Source organism: Brevundimonas sp. 1080 (genome assembly GCF_040545985.1).
Taxonomy (GTDB): domain Bacteria; phylum Pseudomonadota; class Alphaproteobacteria; order Caulobacterales; family Caulobacteraceae; genus Brevundimonas.
Window position 1 is genome coordinate 577,179 of sequence record NZ_JBEPMW010000002.1, and the last position, 17,763, is coordinate 594,941.

At 69.4% G+C, this 17,763-nt stretch carries 15 protein-coding genes; 9 read left to right on the forward strand and 6 right to left on the reverse strand.

Translation table 11 applies throughout. The annotated features are described in order from the left end of the window. Window positions 1–37 precede the first annotated feature (37 nt). Entirely contained in the window at window positions 38–2,125 is a 2,088-nt protein-coding gene (locus tag ABIC32_RS08190; protein WP_354073768.1) for a S9 family peptidase, read from the reverse strand. Window positions 2,126–2,240: 115 nt separating this feature from the next. On the opposite strand from ABIC32_RS08190, the gene ABIC32_RS08195 reads away from it, so the two are divergent. The 8 genes from ABIC32_RS08195 (at window position 2,241) to ABIC32_RS08230 (ending at window position 12,562) form a co-directional block, all read left to right on the forward strand. Continuing rightward, window positions 2,241–3,095 (forward strand): GNAT family N-acetyltransferase, encoded by an 855-nt coding sequence (locus ABIC32_RS08195; protein WP_354073770.1) that lies wholly within the window; start codon window positions 2,241–2,243, stop codon window positions 3,093–3,095. Continuing rightward, window positions 3,092–3,550, forward strand: a complete 459-nt coding sequence (tsaE, locus tag ABIC32_RS08200) for a tRNA (adenosine(37)-N6)-threonylcarbamoyltransferase complex ATPase subunit type 1 TsaE (RefSeq protein ID WP_354073772.1) — start codon at window positions 3,092–3,094, stop codon at window positions 3,548–3,550. The genes ABIC32_RS08195 and tsaE overlap by 4 nt, the downstream gene beginning before the upstream one ends. Continuing rightward, window positions 3,543–4,634, forward strand: a complete 1,092-nt coding sequence (gene amgK, locus ABIC32_RS08205) for an N-acetylmuramate/N-acetylglucosamine kinase AmgK (RefSeq protein WP_354073774.1) — start codon at window positions 3,543–3,545, stop codon at window positions 4,632–4,634. The genes tsaE and amgK overlap by 8 nt, the downstream gene beginning before the upstream one ends. Before the next feature lie 29 nt (window positions 4,635–4,663). Beyond that, complete coding sequence (gene murU / locus ABIC32_RS08210; protein ID WP_313447309.1) at window positions 4,664–5,374, forward strand: N-acetylmuramate alpha-1-phosphate uridylyltransferase MurU; 711 nt, start codon at window positions 4,664–4,666, stop codon at window positions 5,372–5,374. Further along, window positions 5,371–8,436, forward strand: a complete 3,066-nt coding sequence (gene addB / locus ABIC32_RS08215; RefSeq protein WP_354073776.1) for a double-strand break repair protein AddB — start codon at window positions 5,371–5,373, stop codon at window positions 8,434–8,436. The genes murU and addB overlap by 4 nt, the downstream gene beginning before the upstream one ends. Beyond that, a complete protein-coding gene (gene addA / locus ABIC32_RS08220; protein WP_354073778.1) occupies window positions 8,433–11,858 on the forward strand; it encodes a double-strand break repair helicase AddA in 3,426 nt (1,141 codons plus the stop codon). The genes addB and addA overlap by 4 nt, the downstream gene beginning before the upstream one ends. Window positions 11,859–11,974: 116 nt before the next feature. Further along, window positions 11,975–12,304: a thioredoxin gene (gene trxA, locus ABIC32_RS08225; RefSeq protein ID WP_017506226.1), complete on the forward strand. Its 330-nt coding sequence runs from the start codon at window positions 11,975–11,977 to the stop codon at window positions 12,302–12,304. Between the two features lie 72 nt (window positions 12,305–12,376). Next, complete coding sequence (locus ABIC32_RS08230; protein WP_017506225.1) at window positions 12,377–12,562, forward strand: hypothetical protein; 186 nt, start codon at window positions 12,377–12,379, stop codon at window positions 12,560–12,562. Here the strand turns inward: ABIC32_RS08230 and ABIC32_RS08235 are convergent. Beyond that, window positions 12,559–13,845, reverse strand: coding sequence for a bifunctional folylpolyglutamate synthase/dihydrofolate synthase (locus tag ABIC32_RS08235; RefSeq protein WP_295241746.1), 1,287 nt, complete (start codon window positions 13,843–13,845; stop codon window positions 12,559–12,561). The two genes, ABIC32_RS08230 and ABIC32_RS08235, sit on opposite strands and share 4 nt — an antisense overlap. 36 nt (window positions 13,846–13,881) lie before the next feature. Here ABIC32_RS08235 and ABIC32_RS08240 point away from each other — a divergent pair, with 36 nt between their 5' ends. Further along, window positions 13,882–14,325, forward strand: a complete 444-nt coding sequence (locus ABIC32_RS08240; protein ID WP_199059480.1) for a DoxX family protein — start codon at window positions 13,882–13,884, stop codon at window positions 14,323–14,325. Here the strand turns inward: ABIC32_RS08240 and accD are convergent. From accD to trpB, 4 genes are read right to left on the reverse strand one after another with little or no spacing between them, the layout of a single operon-like run. Then, on the reverse strand, window positions 14,280–15,170 hold the full coding sequence (accD, locus tag ABIC32_RS08245) for an acetyl-CoA carboxylase, carboxyltransferase subunit beta (RefSeq protein ID WP_199059479.1): 891 nt from the start codon (window positions 15,168–15,170) through the stop codon (window positions 14,280–14,282). The two genes, ABIC32_RS08240 and accD, sit on opposite strands and share 46 nt — an antisense overlap. Window positions 15,171–15,180: 10 nt before the next feature. Continuing rightward, a complete protein-coding gene (gene trpA, locus ABIC32_RS08250; RefSeq protein WP_199059478.1) occupies window positions 15,181–16,023 on the reverse strand; it encodes a tryptophan synthase subunit alpha in 843 nt (280 codons plus the stop codon). After that, the gene (locus ABIC32_RS08255; protein WP_354073782.1) at window positions 16,020–16,508 is read right to left on the reverse strand and encodes a hypothetical protein; all 489 of its coding nucleotides are present in this window, start codon (window positions 16,506–16,508) and stop codon (window positions 16,020–16,022) included. Before ABIC32_RS08255 ends, trpA begins: the two co-directional genes overlap by 4 nt. Then, on the reverse strand, window positions 16,505–17,707 hold the full coding sequence (gene trpB / locus ABIC32_RS08260; RefSeq protein WP_199059504.1) for a tryptophan synthase subunit beta: 1,203 nt from the start codon (window positions 17,705–17,707) through the stop codon (window positions 16,505–16,507). Before trpB ends, ABIC32_RS08255 begins: the two co-directional genes overlap by 4 nt. Window positions 17,708–17,763 lie beyond the last annotated feature (56 nt).

Below are 17,763 nucleotides of genomic sequence, written 5' to 3' on the forward strand. Positions count from 1 at the left end.
AGGCGTAGCACCCTGCCAAGGCGCGTCAATGGGTCGCTCAGCCCGCCGGCGCCGTATAGCGACCCACCCAATCCAGGATTTCCTGCTGCCAATCGACCCAGGTGCGGGGTTTCAGCACCCAGTGGTTCTCGTCCGGCACATGGACGAACCGGCTGGGCACGCCCTTACGCTGAAGCGCCGAGAAGGTCGCCAGCCCCTGCTCCATCGGCACGCGGAAGTCCTTGGAGCCATGCAGCACCAGCATCGGCTTGTTCCAGTCGCCAGCATAGGTCTCAGGGTTGAAGGCGTCATAGACGGCCTTGCGCTCCCAGCTCGGTCCGCCGAACTCCCAGATGAAGTTGCCGATATCCATGGCGTTCATCAGCTGCGGCACATCGAACACCCCGGCGTGGTTAACCAGGCAGCGCCACGGCCCGTTCCACTTTCCGGCGATCATATTGACCATATAGCCGCCGTAGGAGGCGCCCAGCGCACAGGCCCGGTCGCCGTCGATCCACGGATTGTTCGACAGCGCGGCCGCCCAGCCCTTCTGCAAATCCTCCAGCGGCCGGTCACCCCAGTGATCGTTGATGGCGTCGGTGAAGGCCTGACCATAACCGGGCGAGCCGTGGAAGTTGATCATCACCACAGCATAGCCCGCCGCCGTATAGACCTGCGGATTCCAGCGGTAGGACCAGTTTTCGGTCCAGGGCGATTTCGGCCCGCCGTGGATCAGATAGACCGCCGGATAGCGCCGACCCTCGACCGCGCCCGCCGGCTTGAACACCCAACCCTGCACCGGCTCATTGTTCCAGCCGGCGAAGGTGAAGGCCTCGCCCTTGGGCAGGTCCAGCTGCGCCAGCACCTCGGCGTTCTGGCGGCTGATCTGGCGGGGTTCGCCGCGCGTCTGCACCAAGATCTGGGTCGGGGCGACGAAGCTTTCGTGAGCATAGGCCAGGACCCCGGCCTTCTCCTCATAGGCGCCGACCGTGCCGTTTCCGGTCAGGGGCGTGATCCGGCCGGTGCGGGCGTCGACCGAAAACAGCCGGTTCTGGCCCTCGTCCGCCGCCGAGACCAGCAGCGACCGGCCATCGGTGCGCCATTGCAGGCCGCCCGCGCCGCGATCCCAGTCGGTCAGCTTCCTCGCGCCGGAGCCATCGGCGGCCGCTACCCAGACCGCCGCCTGATCCCCGCCGACGTTCTCTCGCGGCGCCGACAGCCAGGCCAGTTGGCGACCGTTCGGAGAGAAGACCGGATTGCCGTCCGATCCCTTGTTGCCTTCCGTCAGATTGACCGGCGTCCCGCCGTCGAGCGCCACGCGGAAGACGTCGCTGTTGCTGGTGAAGGCTTCGCGCACGCCTTGCGTCTGCGTGCCGTAGACCAGGGTCCGGCCGTCCGGCGAAATGTCGAAACTGGAATCGCCGGCCGAGACATCGGCATCGAGGCCCGCCATCAGATCGCGTGGTTCGCCGCCACTCAAACCCGACCCGTTCAGCGGCTGGACGAACAGATGGGTGCGGCGTGTATCGACCCAGTGGTCGAAGTCGCGCAGCGGCAGACGGTCATAGGTCTGGAGCGTCGACTTGCCCCGGGCATCCAGCCGCGTCTTGGTGCAGGCCAGGGTGTCGCAATCGACGAAGACCGAGACGGCCAGGACCAGCGACTTGCCGTCCGGCGCGATGCGGAAGCCCGAGACGTCGAAAGGCAGGGTCGTCACCTGGGCCGCCGCCATGCCGGCCGCATCCGTGCGCCAGACCTGGTTCGATCCGCCCCGCGACGACAGGAAATAGATGGCCCCGCCGTCCGGCGCCCAGCGCGCGCCCGAGGCGCCGCCTTCGGAAATCGCCAACTTGCGCGGCTCGCCACCCGACACGTCCGCCAGCCACAGGCCGTTGACGCCTTTATTGCCGTCCCAGTCGGTGGTGCGCACGGCGTAGAGGATCTGGCGGCCGTCCGGCGAGACGCGCGGCTCGCTGACCCGCTCCATCATCGCCAGATCTTTCAGCGACAGGCCGCGCGGCTGAGCTTGGGGCTGGGCTGCCGGCGGCTCTGCAGCGGCAGGCACCGTCTGCTGGGCGAAGCTCGGCGCAGCGGCCAGGATCAGGCTTCCAAAGGCGACCGCCGCCATCCAGCGTGTACGCGTCATGTCTTCATCCCCCACAGCTTTTCGACAGTGATAGGGGCCGCCCGTCCGATCGCCAAGCGTCCAGGACGCCGCGCATCTTGCCCCCTCCGACCGAACCGGCGACAAGCGATCTTTCATGACCGCCGCCACCCTTCCCGCCCGCCGTCAGCCCCACATCGTCGATGTGCTGATCGCCGAACGCGCGCCGCGCCTGACCAGTTCGCCGCTGTGGCCGGTCGTGCGGCCGGCGCTCTACGGCGTGCTGGGCTATGGGGCGGCGGTGCGAATGGCCGACGCCATCCGCGACCTGTCGGGGACCGAGACCTTCGACTACGTCTCGGACCTGCTGAGGCTGAAGGTGACGACGACGAATCTGGAGCGCCTGCCCGCGACTGGCCGTTGCGTCGTCGTCTGCAACCACCCCACCGGCATCGCCGACGGGGTCGCCGTGTTCGACGCGATCAAGCAGCGGCGCAGCGACATGATCTTCTTCGCCAACGCCGACGCCATCCGCGTCTCGCCGCGATTGGACGAGACCATCATCCCCGTCGAATGGGTCCACGACAAACGCACCCGCGAAAAGACCCGCGCGACCCTGAATGCCGCCAGGGAGGCGTTCGAGGCCGAACGCTGCGTCGTCATGTTCCCCGCCGGTCGTCTGGCGCGCGAGAAGAACGGCGTCCTGACCGATCCCGAATGGGCCCCGACCGCCGCCTCCATGGCGCGCAAATACGGTGCGCCGGTCGTGCCCATGCATGTCACCGGCCCCTACAGCCGGCTGTTTCATCTGTTCGACAAGGTCTCGCGGGAGCTGCGCGACGTGACCCTGTTCCATGAGTTGCTGAACAAGGAAGGCAAGCTGTTCGGCGTCGATGTCGGCCTGCCCATTCCCGCCGACCGGCTGGACGTGGACGCCGCCAAGGCCACCGAGGCGTTGAAGACCTTCACCGAGCGCACCCTGGCCGCCGATCCTGATGCGGTGTTTCCATGAAGATAGCCCTGCCCGACCCCGAGGCCACCACCGCCCTGGGCCAGGCCATCGCCCCCCTGCTGGCGGCGGGCGACAGTCTGCTGCTCTATGGTCCGCTGGGCATGGGCAAGTCGACCCTGGCGCGCGGCTTGATCCGCGCCCTGACCACGCCGGACGAGGACGTGCCCAGCCCGACCTTCACCCTGGTCCAGTTCTACGAAAGCGACCCGCCGGTCGCCCATTTCGACCTCTACCGCTTGACCCGGCCGGAAGAGGCGTTCGAGATCGGGCTGGACGAGGCGCTGGACGAGGGGTGCGTCGTCATTGAATGGCCCGAGCGCCTGGGCGACGATCCCGGCCGGTTCCTAGGAGCGGACCAGCTGATCATCGAAATCTCCGAACAGGGCGACGGCCGCCTTGCGACCGTTTCCGGCGTAGGCCGATGGGAAACGGGGCTGAAGGAACTGCATGTCTGACCGCGAAACCCTCCGTCTCGACTTCCTGAAGGCCGCCGGCCTGGCCGACGCCGTGCGCGCGCCCCTGCCCGGCGACGCCTCGACGCGGCGGTATGAGCGGCTGACGCCGACGTCCGGTGCGACTCTGATGCTGATGGATCAGGCGCCCGCCGCCGAAAGCCGGCCGTGCGATCCGCGCTGGACGCCCGAGCAGCGTCGCGCCGCCGGCTGGAACGCCGTCGCCCGCCTGTCCGCCGGCCGGATTGAGGCCTTCGCCGCCGTCGCCGCCCATCTGAAGTCTCTGGGCCTGTCGGCCCCCGAAATCCCGGCCTTAGATGCCGTCAACGGCCTGGCCGTGCTGGAGGATTTCGGCGACGACCTGTTCGCCCGCGTGATCGCAAATGGCGCCGACGAGACGCCGCTGTATCTGGCCGCCATCGAGGCCCTGGCTGTCCTGCATGACGCCGGAACCCCGCTGCAGAACCTGAACGGCCCCGGCGGCGACTGGCCGTTGTTGACCTACGACGAAACGGCGCTTCAGGGCGGCGCCGATCTGTTCGTCGAATGGCTGCCGAAGCTCGACGACCGCGTCCGCTTCGACGCCACCGCCATCGCCGACTGGCGCGCCGCCTGGGCGCCGATCGTCGCCTCGGGTGCGGCCGGGGCGTCGGTCATGGCCCACCGCGACTATCATGCGGAAAACCTGATCTGGCTGCCCGAGCGCGACGGCCCGGCCCGCGTCGGCATGATCGACTTCCAGGACGCGGTGCGCGCCCACCCGTCGTGGGACCTGCACTCCCTGCTTCAGGACGCCCGCCGCGACGTCTCGCCGGCGCTGGAGGCCGAGGCGCTGGACCGCTATTTCGCCCTGCGGCCCCAGGTCGACCGCGCCGCCTTCATAGCCGACTACGCCGGCCTCGCCGCCCTGAACGAGGCGCGGATCATCGGCATCTTCGCCCGCCTGATCGCGCGCGACGGCAAACCGCGATACCGCCAGTTCCTGCCGCGCATGTGGCGACACCTGAACGCCAATCTGGAACAGCCGGCCCTGGCGCCCGTCGCCCGCTGGTTTGACAGCCACGTTCCCGCCGAGGTCCGCGCATGACCACTCCGAAGACGGCCCCCAAGACCGCAATGGTGCTGGCCGCCGGCCTGGGCACGCGCATGCGCCCCCTGACCGACGACCGGCCCAAGGCCTTGGTTGAGGTCCAGGGGCGCGCCCTGATCGACCATGTGCTGGACCGGTTGGCGGACGCCGGCGTCGAAAAGGCCGTGGTCAATGTCCACTGGTTCGCCGACCGACTGGAAGCGCATCTGGCGGCGCGCGGCCAAAATTCTAAAAATCGGGGCCCCGCAATCCTGATTTCCGACGAACGCGCCGAACTGCTGGAGACCGGCGGCGGGCTGAAGAAGGCTCACGCCCTGCTGGGCGAGGAGCCCGTCTTCGTCGCCAATATCGACAGTGTGTGGATCGACCGAGGCGACGCCCTCGCCGACCTCGTCCGCCTGTGGAACCCTGAGACGATGGACGCCGCCCTGCTGCTGGCCCGCCGCGAAGGCTCCATCGGCTTTGAGGGCGACGGCGATTTCTTCATGGCCGACGACGGAAAGCTGACCTTCCGTGGCGACGCCCCGTCCGCGCCGTTCGCCTATATGGGCGTCCACATCACCCGGCCGGGCTATGCAGATCGCGGCCCCGACGGCCCCTTCTCCCTCAGCCCCCTTTGGCGCAACTCCGCCGCTGAGGGACGTCTGTTCGGCTGTGTCCTAGACGGAGACTGGATGCACGTCGGCGACCCGCAGGCGCGGGATGAAGCCGAGGCGAAACTGGCGGGAGAGGCGTGAGCGTCTTCGATCCCTTCCTCGGCGACACGCCGCGCTGGTACGCCATCCCCGCGCACCGGCCGTTCCTTGAAGACCTGGCCGCCGGCGTCCTGGCCTGGCTGGGCGATCTGCCGCCCGAAACCCTGTCGGACGCCACCATCCTGTTGCCCAACCGCCGGGCGGCGCGCGCCTTCACCGGCGCCCTCTCCAAGCTGTCGCAGGGTCGCCCCGTTCTGCTGCCTCAGGTGCGGCCGCTAGGCGATCTGGAGGAGGACGAGCCGCCGTTTACGCCCGGCGCCCTGGGTCTGGACCTGCCGCCCGCCATCCCCGCCCTGACCCGCCGGTTCGAGATGGCGCGGATGATCGTCGAACAGTTCGATGCGTCCCTGAGCCCGATGCGCGCGCTGGACCTCGCCGATGCGCTCGGCGGCTTCCTCGATTCCTGCCAACTGGAAGAGGTTCAGAACCCGGAGCGGATCGCGACCCTGGTCGACGGCGAAATGGCCGAACACTGGGAACGGTCGGCCGAGTTCCTGGGCTTGGCGGTCGAGGCCTGGCCGAAGCGTCTGGCCGAACTGGGTCTGGTCGATCCGGCCTGGCGTCGCGCGACCCTGCTGCGCCGCCTCGCCGACCTGTGGGACCGCGAGCCGCCGCGCCAGCCCGTCATCGCCGCCGGTTCGACCGGCACCGTCCCCGCCGCCGGCGACGTCCTGAAGGCCGTGGCGAGGGCGCCGCTGGGCTGCGTCGTCTTGCCCGGCCTCGACCTCGATCTAGACGCCGGCGTCTGGGACCGGCTGGACGAACAGCATCCGCAAAGTGCGATGAAGCGGCTGCTGGACCGCTGCGAGATCGCGCGCGAAACCGTCCGCCCCTGGTTCCGTCCCGCCATTCCCACCGCCGTCGAGGCGCGCGGACTGGCGCGCCAGCGGTTGGTCAACGAGGCCCTGCGTCCCGCCGAGGCTACCGACGACTGGCGCCGCGCCATCCGCGACATCCGCTCAGCCGCCGCCGCGCGCAGCGAGGCGCGCGACCCCATCGCCGAAGGGCTTCAGGGCCTGTCCCTATTGACCGTCCGCGCCGAGGAAGAGGCCGCCGCCGCCATCGCCCTGATGATGCGCGAGACGTTGGAAACGCCGGGCAAGACCTGCGCCTTGGTCACGCCAGATCAGGCCCTGGGCCGTCGCGTTACCGCCCGGCTGGAGCGCTGGGGCGTCATCCCCGATTCGTCCGCCGGCGCCCCTCTGTCGCGCCTGCCCGCCGGCGCCCTGGTCGATCTGTGCGCCCGCTGGATCGCCGATCCGGTCCAGCCGCATCTGCTGCTGGCCGTCGTCAAACATCCGCTGGTCCGGTTCGACCTGGGCGACGCCTCTCAAGCGGCAGCCGTCGCCGCGTTGGAGGAACACGCCCTGCGCGGCCCCCGTCCACGCGACTTCGCCGCCATCCATCGCCGTCTGCTGGAAGCGGTGCAGCCCGACCGGCGCGGCAAGGCGCCGCCGGAATGGAAACAGGTCCGGCTGTCGGCCGCGACCCGCCTGGTCGATCAGCTTCAGGCCGCCGTCGAGGCCGCGACCGCCGTGTTCACCCCCGATGCGGGTCTGAACGTCGCCGCCTCGGCCCTGACCCGGCTGATCGAAACCCTGGCCGGCCAGAACGCCTGGGCCGGCCCCGACGGTGAGGCGGCCGCCGCCTTGTTGTCTGGCTTGATCGAGGGCGGGGCGTCGCTCGGCCTCATCCGCCGCGGGGAACTGGCCGAACTGGTCACGTCCCTGGTCAAGGAAAACGTCGTGCGCACCGGCGGCGCCACCCATCCGTCGCTGCGTATTCTCGGGGCCATCGAGGCGCGTCTGGTCAGGGCGGACCGGATGATCCTTGCCGGGCTGGAGGAAGGCGCCTGGCCCCAGGCAGCCCCGACCGATCCCTTCCTGTCGCGCCCGATGCGCAAGGCTCTGGGCCTGCCCCCGCCCGAACGCCGCCTGGGCCAGACGGCGCAGGACTTTGTCCAGGCCGCCTGCGCCGATGAAGTCATCCTGATCCACAGCGAGCGGCGCGGCGGCCAGCCCGCCGTCCGCTCGCGCTGGTTGTGGCGACTGGAGATGCTGACGCGCGGCGCGAACGCTGTCGAAACGCCCGTCGCCATCGCCCGCCCGGCCGCCGTCATCGACTGGGCCCGCGCCCTGGATGCGCCGCCGCCCGGCCCGCCGCAGTTCGCCAAACGCCCAGAGCCGCGCCCGCCCGTGCATCGCCGTCCGCGCAGCCTGTACGTCACCCGTATCGAACGCTGGGTGCGCGATCCCTACGCCATCTACACCCTGTGGGTGCTGGGGCTGGAGGCGATGGAGCGGCCCGGCGCGTCTGCCGAAGCGCTCGCTCGGGGCAACGCCGTCCACGCCGCCATCGAGCGGCTGACGCTGGACTGGCCGAACGACCTGCCCGACGACTGCGAGGCCATCCTGCACGACCATCTGCTGCGCGAACTGGGCGCGCGCGGGTTCGAGGATGCGGCCATGGCGCGTGAGGCGCCGCTGGCCCGCAACTGCGCCCGCTGGCTGACCGAGTTCGAGCGCCGGCGTCGGGCGCGCGGCGTCGATATCCTGGTGGAACAGCAGGGGACGATGACCTTCGACGCCCCCGCTGGCCCCTTCACGGTCAAGGCCTTCGCCGACCGGATCGAGCTGGCGTCCGACGGGGCGGCGGTCATGGACTTCAAGACCGGGGCGGCGCCGTCCGCCAAACAGGTCAAGTCCGGCTTCGCCCCCCAGCTGACCCTGACCGCCGCCATCCTGGCCGACGGCGGGTTCAAGCACACCAACGGCCCGGTCACACCCGACGAACTGACCTATGTCCGCGTGGTCGGGCGCAAGACGGCGGGCGAAGTCGTCACCCGCGCCTCGGGCTCTGAGGCCGCCGACCTGGCCCAGGCGGCGCTGGACGGGCTGAAGCGCCGGGTCGCTCGTTTCGACGACGAGAACACGCCTTACGTCTCTTGGGCCGCGCCTCAGTTCATGGGCAACCAGGGCGGCAACTACGATCATCTGGCCCGCGTCTGGGAGTGGTCGGTGATCGGCGATGGGGACGAAGAATGAGCATCGCCCCTCAGATCGTCGCCGCCGACCCGCGCCTGACCGTCTTCGTCACCGCCAACGCCGGTTCGGGCAAGACAACCACCCTGGTCAACCGGGTGGCGCGGCTGCTGCTGGATCAGGTCGATCCCGGCGCCATCCTGTGCGTCACCTACACCAAGGCCGCCGCCGCCGAGATGCAGGCCCGGCTGTTCGACCAGTTGGGCGGCTGGGCCGTGCTGGACGACGCCGCCCTGTCGCGTGAACTGGCCCGGCTGGACGACGGCGACCCGCAGGCGATGGATCACGCCGCCCTGTCCCGCGCCCGCAAGCTGTTCGCCCGCGCGCTGGAGACGCCGGGCGGCCTGAAGATCCAGACCATCCACGCCTTCTGCGAAAAGCTGCTGCGCCGGTTCCCGCTGGAGGCCGGGGTCTCGCCCCGCTTCACCGTGCTGGAAGATCAGGCCGCGACCGCCCTCAGCCACGCCGCGCGCGAAGACCTGGCCCGCGCCGCCGTCGCCGATCCTGACGGCCCCATCGGCCAGGCCTACAGCCATTTCGCCGTCGAACTGGACTGGCAGCGGTTCCAGGCCCTGCTGTCGATGATCGAGGCCAAGCGCGCCGATCTGCTGGACTATATCGACCGCGCCGAGGCCGGGACCGCGCCCGATCCCTGGTCCTTGACCGGCGCCGAGCGCGACCGCAGCCCGGAGGAGCTGGAGCGCGACTTCGTCGCCTTCATCGATCCCGGCGAATGGAACCGCATGGCCGAGGCCATGGAAACCGGCTCGGCCAATGACAAGAAGATCGCCGACGCCATGAGCGTCGCCGCCCCCCCCTACGCCGGGTTCGCTGCCCTTGCCGGGGTCTTCTGCACCCAAGCGGGCGAACCGCGAAAGAGCATGGGCACCAAGTCGGCGCCGCAGGGCGCGGTCGGCTGGCTGCTGGACCTCCAGACCCAATTCCTCGCCACGCGCGAAGCCCTGCGCAAGGCCAAGGTCGCCGACGATACGGTCAAGGTCCTGACCCTGGCCCGCGCCCACGCCGCCTTTTACGAAGCGGCCAAGGCCCAGCGCGGGGCGCTGGACTTCCCCGACCTAGTCGCGCGCGCCGCCGCCCTGCTGACCCAAAGCGGCGCCGCCGCCTGGGTGCTGTACAAGCTGGACGGCGGGGTCGATCACGTCCTGATCGACGAGGCCCAGGACACCGCCCCCGAGCAATGGGCCATCGTGCGCGCCCTGACCGGCGAGTTCTACTCCGGCGAAAAGTCCGGCCGCACCGTCTTCGCCGTCGGCGACGAGAAACAGTCGATCTACTCGTTCCAGGGTGCCCGACCCGAACGGCTGCGCCAGGAACGCGGCGCCTTCCTCGCTCTGGCCGAGGGCGCCGGCGAACCGTTCGCCGGGCCGGAACTGAACACCTCCTACCGCTCCACCGAAGAGGTGCTGGCCTTCGTCGACGCCGTCTTCGCCGATCCCGACCGCACCCGCGCCCTGACCGGCCCGCAGGGCGACATCGCCCGACACGTGCCCGCCCGCATTGGCCAGCACGGCGCCGTCGACCTGTGGCCCCTGTTCCTTGACGAGCCCGCGCCCGAAACCGACGCCTGGGACGATCCCGTCGATCAGGAAAGCGCCGGCAGCGCCAGGAAGCGCCTGGCCCGCGACCTGGCCCGCGAGATCCGCCGCCAGGTCGAAAGCGGCGTCGCCGTCTTTGATCGCAGCACCCGCGACCTGCGCCCCGCCGGCTATGGCGACTACATCGTCCTGGTCCGACGTCGCGACGCGACGTTCGAAGAAATCATCCGCGCGCTGAAGACGGAAGGTCTGCCCGTCGCCGGCGCGGACCGGCTGAAACTGTCCAGCCATATCGTCTTCGACGACCTGATCTCGCTGGCGCGTTTCGCCCTCTTCACCGACGACGACCTGTCCCTGGCCGAGGTGCTGCGCAGCCCGCTGTGCGATGTGGACGAGGACGGCCTGTATGCGCTGGCCGGGCGCGAAAACCGCAAGGCCGGCCAGCTGTGGCGCGACCTACGCGACCGGGCGCACGAACGCCCCGAATGGGCCCGCGCCCGCGATGCATTGCAGGCCGCCATCGGCGCGCGCGGCGGCGATCCCTTCGCCTTCTTCTCCCAGGCCCTGAACCGGGTGGACGATACGGGGCGGTCCGGCCGCGCCCGCATCCTGGCCCGGCTGGGGCGCGAGGCGGAAGAAGCGATCGACGAAACCCTGAACCAGGTGCTGGCCGCCGAGAACCGGGGCGCGATCGATCTGGAAACCTGTCTGGCTCAGCTGGAGGCCGCCGACGTCGAGGTGAAGCGCGAACTGGAAGGCGCGCGCGGCGAGGTCCGCGTCATGACCGTCCACGGCGCCAAGGGTCTGGAGGCGCCCATCGTCATCCTGCCCGACACCACCATGAAGGCGAAGGCGCAAGGTCCGTCGCTGATGCCTGCGGTCACGCCGGAGGGCGAGGGCGAGGCCTGGCTGATGGCGCCCGGCTCGGCGAAGGACGACTGTCCGGCCTCGGCCGACGCCCGCGCCGCGCGCCAGGCCCGCACCGACGACGAGACCCTGCGCCTGCTCTATGTCGCCCTGACCCGCGCGCGCGACCGCGTCATCGTCATGGGCCGCGCCTCAAGCCGGGGTGCCGAGGCCGGCAGCTGGTGGTCGATCCTTGAGGAAACCTTCGACCGCCTGGGCGATCAGGTGCGCGAAGTCGAGAACGGCGTGCGTCGCTATGGCGTCGACCCCGAGCGTCGCCCGGTCGCCGCCGATGAAGTCCGGCCCGCCGCCGTCCTGCCCGCCTGGGCCGCCTCGCCGCCGCCGGCCGACGCCGCCGCCCGCTTCGCCTCGCCGTCGCGGATGGAGGGCGGCGCGATCCGGATCCCCGCCCCTTCGCCCCTGGCCCGCAGCGCGGCAGGCGGGGCATCGCTGGGCCGATTCCGGCGCGGCGACCTGATCCACCGTTTGCTGGAACGCCTGCCCGAGATCGCGACCACCGACCGCCCCGACGCCGCCCGGCGCCTGCTGGCCCGCGAGACCGATCTGGACGAGGTCCAGCGCGCCGAGATGATCGCCGCCGCCTTCTCTGTGCTGAACGACGCCCGCTTCGCCCCGGTCTTCGGTCCCGGCTCCCGCGCCGAGGTCGCCCTGACGGGATCTGCGCCCGACCTGCCGCCCGGCGTCGCCATCAACGGCCGCATCGACCGGCTGGTGGTCACGCCTGAGAAGGTTCTGGTCGTCGATTACAAGACAAACCGCCCTGCGCCAGACGCCGTCGAGGCGGTCGATCCCGCCTATGTGCTGCAGGCCGCCGTCTATGTCGCCGTGCTGAAGCGCCTCTATCCCGACCGCCCCGTCGAGGCCGCCCTGGTCTGGACCGACGGGCCCAAGTTGATGCCCATTCCCGAAACCCTGCTGGCGGCGGCGCTTGCGGGCAGTTGAATTGCCCGCGATTCGCTCCCACATCTGTGACCGAACCCGGACGCTCCGGCCAACACCAACCTGCGCTCACGTAGCGAGGCGCCGCGCGCCGAGCGATAGCGCCCAAGGAGCCATTTATGGCGACAGTTAAAGTCACCGACGAAAGCTTTGACGCCGACGTCCTGAAATCCTCGACCCCGGTCCTGGTCGATTTCTGGGCCGAATGGTGCGGCCCCTGCAAACAGATCGGCCCGGCGCTGGAACAGATCGCCGACGAACTGGGCGGTCAGGTCACCGTGGCCAAGATCAACATCGACGACAGCCCCATGACCCCGTCCAAGCTGGGCGTGAAGGGCATTCCGACCCTGATGCTGTTCAAGGACGGCCAGATGGCTTCGATGAAGGTCGGCGCCATGCCCAAGGGCAAGATCGTCGAATGGCTGGCCGAGGCCGGCGTCAAGGCCTGAGCCTTTTTGACCCCGTCAGATCAAGCGCCCGCCGGTCCGACCGGCGGGCGTTTTTCATGTTAGGATGGCGCCATGAGCGACGAAGACACCCCGAACCCGGCTGACGACATCCCCGGCGAGACCCCGGTCCAGAAGGCCCTGCGGCTGAAGACCGCCAAGCTGGATGCGCGCGCCAAGCCGCCGCGCGGCGGTCGCTTCCAGCGCGAACAGGCCGCCCGCATCGCCGCCGGCAAGTCCAAGCCCTGGATGACGCGCTAGACGGGCCAGGTCTCCTCGCTGGCGCCTAGGACCTCGCCTGCCAGGTACAGCGATCCGCAGATGGCGACCCGGCCTGCGCCCAGGCGCAGCGCCAGGTCCAGCGCCTCGGAAACCGAACCCGCCGGGGTCGCCGCTAGCCCATGCCCGCGCGCCACGGCCGCCAGGGCCGTCGGCTCGGCCGCCGCACCATCAAAGCCGACGGTGAAGACGGTGGCCTGGCTGTCCTTCAGCGCAGCGAAGAAACCGCCCGCATCCTTGTTGTTCAACATGCCGCAGATCAGGGCCAGGGGACGCGGGGCCCGCGCCTGACGCTCGGCCAGAAACGCCGCCAGCGCCCGCGCCGCATGCGGATTATGCCCCCCGTCCAGCCACAGCTCCGCCTCCGCCGCCTTGGCCGCAGCACCGTATGGCCCCGCCGAAATCCGTTGCAGACGCGCGGGCCAGCGCACGCGCTTCAGCCCTTCGGCGATCGCAGCCTCCGGCAGGTCCAGTTCGACCGCCGCCGCCACGGCCAGGGCCGCATTGTCAATCTGGTGCGCGCCTGCCAGGGCCGGCGCCGGCAGGTCCATGAACAGTTCGGCCGTCTGGAACGCCAGACCGCCCCGCTCGGCCCAGGCGTCGAAATCGACCCCCAGCACGTTCAGCCGCGCATGGACGTCGGCGGCGCGACGTTCAATGGCGGCCATCGCCTCTTCCTTCTGACGCGCGATCACGGCCGGCGCTCCAGCCTTCAGCACACCCGCCTTTTCCGAGGCGATGGCGGCCAGATCCGTGCCAAGGAACTCCGCATGATCGTAATCGACCGGCGCGATCACGCTGAGCAGCGGCCGCTCGATCACGTTTGTCGCGTCCAGAACCCCGCCCAGACCCACTTCGATGATGGTCAGGTCGGCGGGCGTCTCGGACATGGCCAGGAAGGCGGCGGCGGTGGTGCTTTCGAACACCGTGGCCTCGCTGTCCGTTTCGGCCATGACCGCCTCGATCCGGTCCAGGATCGCGTTCAGATGGCCGTCCTCGATCAGCGTTCCAGCCAGCCGGATCCGTTCATTGAACCGCACCAGGTGAGGCGAGGTATAGGCGTGCACCTTCAGCCCCGCCGCCTCGGCGATGGCGCGGATCAAGGCGACGGTCGACCCCTTGCCATTGGTACCCGCCACATGGATCACCGGCGGAAGCTTGTGCTGCGGATCGCCAAGGGCCGCGCACAGCACGCGCATTCTTTCCAGCGAAAGGTCGATCCGCTGGGGGTGGCGCGCGCGTAGTCGTTCGGAGACGGGATCCATCCGCCTCCTTTACCCCCTGATTTCGAGAACCGCGACATGACTTCCAGGCCGCAGATCAGAACCGCGGCGCGAATTGTCCTCGCGGCCGTCTTCCTGGGAGCAGGGGTGCTGCATCTGATGGTCCCCGGCCCCTTCGTGCGGATCACGCCGGCGTGGATTCCGCAGCCGGCCCTGGTCGTGGCCCTGACGGGGATCGCCGAACTGCTGGGCGCGGCGGGCTTGCTGATCCCGCGCCTGCGGGTCGCCGCCGGCTGGGCGCTGGCCGCCTACGCCGTCTGCGTCTACCCGGCCAACATCCAGCATGTCGTGAACTTCATGACCTCGGGCGCAGGATTAGGCTGGGCCTATCACGGCCCGCGCCTGCTGTTTCAGCCGGTCATCGTTTGGTGGTGCCTGTGGGCCTCGACCGCGATCGACTGGCCCTTCAGACGGTCTCAGGCGGCGGCGCGGGTTCCGCCCATCAGCATGGACAGGATCTGACCCAGGGTGCGCGGCAGGTCGGCGCGGGTCACGACCCGGTCCACCATGCCCTTTTCCTGCAGATATTCGGCGCGCTGGAAGCCGGGCGGCAGCTTCTCGCGGATGGTCGCCTCGATCACGCGCGGTCCGGCGAAACCGATCAGGGCGCCCGGTTCGGCCAGATGCACATCGCCCAGCATGGCGTAGGAGGCCGTCACCCCGCCCGTCGTCGGGTCCGTCAGGACCACGGCGTAGGGCAGTCTGGCGTCTTTCAGCTCTTCGATTGCCAGGGTGGTGCGCGCCATCTGCATCAGCGACAGGGCGCCCTCCTGCATCCGCGCGCCGCCGGCGGCGGTGAAACAGACCAGCGGAACCTTGCGGCTCACCGCCTCGCGCGCCGCCTTGATGAAGGCTTCGCCCGCCGCCATGCCCAGCGACCCGCCCATGAAGGTGAAATCCTGAATAATCACGACCGCGTTCTGACCGCCGACCGAACCATAGCCGATGGCCATGGTGTCCTTGCGGCCCGCGGCCTTGCGCGCGGCGTTCAGGCGATCCTTGTAGGATTTGCCGTCCGAGAATTTCAGCGGATCTTCCGGCACGTCCGGCGTGTCGATGGCCTGGAAGACGCCGCCGTCGAAGGTGGCCTTCAGGCGGGTCGGCGCATCGATGCGCATATGCCGGCCCGACGGCGTCACCCAAAGGGCGGCCTCCAGGTCCGAGCGATACAGCATCTCGCCGCTGTCGGGATCCTTGACCCAGAGATTGTCCGGGGTGTCGCGGCGCGACACGATCTTGCGGACGCCGGGCGCAAAGCGGCTCAGCCAGCCGCCGCGCTTTTCCTGAGGCTTGGTCTTGTCGTTCATCCGCGCGCTCTTAGACGGTTTCCGCCACGGAAGCACTAGCGGCGACGGATCGAACCGCATCGCCCAGCGCCTTCACCCGGGCCAGAACGCGCGCCGCGACGGGTTCGTTCGTCTCCAGCGCCGCCGCCACCTCGTCCACCAGGGCCGAGCCGACGACCACCGCATCGGCGACGCGGGCGATCTCGGCGGCCCGTTCAGGCGTCTTGACCCCGAAGCCGACCGCGACCGGCAGGCCCGAGGCCTTGCGCACCCGCTCCACGGCCGGCGCCACGACATCCGCGTTCGCTTCCTTGACGCCCGTCACGCCCGCGACGGCGACATAATAGACAAAGCCCGAGGTGCCCTGGACAACGATCTTCAGCCGGTCGTCATCCGAGGTCGGCGTCGCCAGTCGGATCAGCGAAATCGACACCTTATCCAGCGCCTCGATCAGCGGGCCGGCCTCTTCCGGGGGGCAGTCCACGACGATCAGCCCGTCGATGCCGCAGTCGGCCGCATAAGCGGCGAAGGCGTCATAGCCCAGGCTCTCGATCGGGTTCAGATAGCCCATCAGCACGATGGGCGTCGCGTCGTCGCCCTTACGGAATTCCTTGGCCAGATCCATGGTCGAGCGCAGGCCAAAACCCGCCGCCATGCCGCGGATCGCCGCCCGCTGGATCGGCGGCCCCTCGGCCATCGGATCGCTGAACGGAAAGCCCAGTTCGATGATGTCGGCGCCCGCAGCCGGCAGGCCGTTCAGGATCGCCAACGCCTCTTCGCGCGACGGATCGCCGCCCATCACATAGGGAATGAAGGCCGCACGGCCCTCGGCCTTCAGCGCCTTGAAGCGCGCGTCGATACGGGCGGTGGTCATTGCTGCGCCGATCCGGATGGAGTTGGCTCAGTGACGGTCGGCGTGGAAGTCTCCGTGCAGACAGGGATCGTCGCGAAAGCGAGAAAGGCGGGCAGTTCCGCCGCCGCCGTCTTGGTCGTATCGTAAAAGGCCATCATCTGCATGCCGTCGCAGCCACCGCCCTCGTGGCGCTTTATGAAGACGATGCGATTGTCGTCGCCACCAGCGTCAAGCCAACCTTTCGTCTTGAGATCCGCGATATAGGCGTCGGCCAGGGCGCCGATCTGGCCCAGTTGCGCGGTCACGCACCAAGCGCGCCCCGTCAGATTGTTCAGTCCCCCGCAATCGGGCGACAACTCGGCGCCGGGCAGCAGCCCGACAACGGCCGGCCCCCGCTGCGCCGACTGCGGCGCAGCGGGGGCCGGCGTCGGGGTAGGCGTCTGGGCCTGCGCAGCGGCGGCGGACAGGCTCAGGACGGCTGTCGCCGCAAGAAGGGTACGGATCACAGGTTCACTCCCAGATGTTTGGCGACCTGGAAGATGTCCTTGTCGCCGCGCCCCGACATCAGCAGGACGACGTCGCCGCCCTTGCCGACTTCGCGCGCCACTTCGCCCGTCCGCGCCAGGGCGTGGGCCGGCTCCAGCGCCGGAATGATGCCTTCCAGCTTCGAGCACAGCTGGAAAGCTTCCAGCGCCTCATTGTCGGTCGCTGAGCGGTATTCGGCCCGGCCGATGTCGTGCAGCCAGGCGTGTTCCGGCCCGATGCCGGGATAGTCCAGCCCGGCCGAGATCGAGTGGCCCTCGACGATGTTGCCGTCCTCGTCCTGCAACAGGTACGTCCGGTTGCCGTGCAGCACGCCCGACCGCCCGCCCTTCAGCGAGGCCGCGTGATCCGGGGTATCCAGACCATGGCCGGCCGCTTCGACACCGATCAGGCGCACGCCCTCGTCCTCGATGAAGGGGTGGAAGGCGCCGATGGCGTTTGACCCGCCGCCGATGCAGGCGACAACCGCTTCGGGCAGCTTGCTCATCCGGGCCATCGACTGGCTCTTGATCTCCTTGCCGATCACCGACTGGAAATCGCGCACCATGGCCGGATAAGGGTGCGGACCCGCCGCCGTGCCGATGATGTAATAGGTGTCCGAGACGTTGGTGACCCAGTCGCGCATCGCCTCGTTCATCGCGTCCTTCAGGGTCGCAGCGCCGGCCGTGACCGAGAAGACTTCCGAACCCAGCAGCCGCATGCGGAAGACGTTCGGCTGCTGCCGCTCCACGTCCACCGCGCCCATATAGACGGTGCAGGGCAGGCCAAAGCGCGCCGACACGGTCGCCGAGGCGACGCCGTGCTGACCCGCGCCGGTCTCGGCGATGATGCGGGTCTTGCCCATGCGACGGGCCAGCAGGATCTGGCCCATGCAGTTATTGATCTTGTGCGCGCCCGTGTGGTTCAGGTCCTCGCGCTTCAGCCAGATGTTGGCGCCGCCGAAATGTTCGGTCAGGCGCTCGGCGAAATACAGCGGGCTTTCGCGACCGACATAGTGGGTCAGAAAGCTGTCCAACTCGGCCTGGAAGCTGGGGTCTGCCTTGGCCGCCTTATAGGCCGCATCCAGCTCGTGGATCAGCGGCATCAGGGTCTCGGCGACGAACTGCCCGCCATAGGGACCGAACCGCCCCTGCGCGTCCGGCCAGGCATAGGCGTTCGACAGCGGCTGGGTGGAATCGGCGGCTTGGATGGAGGTTTGGGCGTTCACGGTTTCGACTT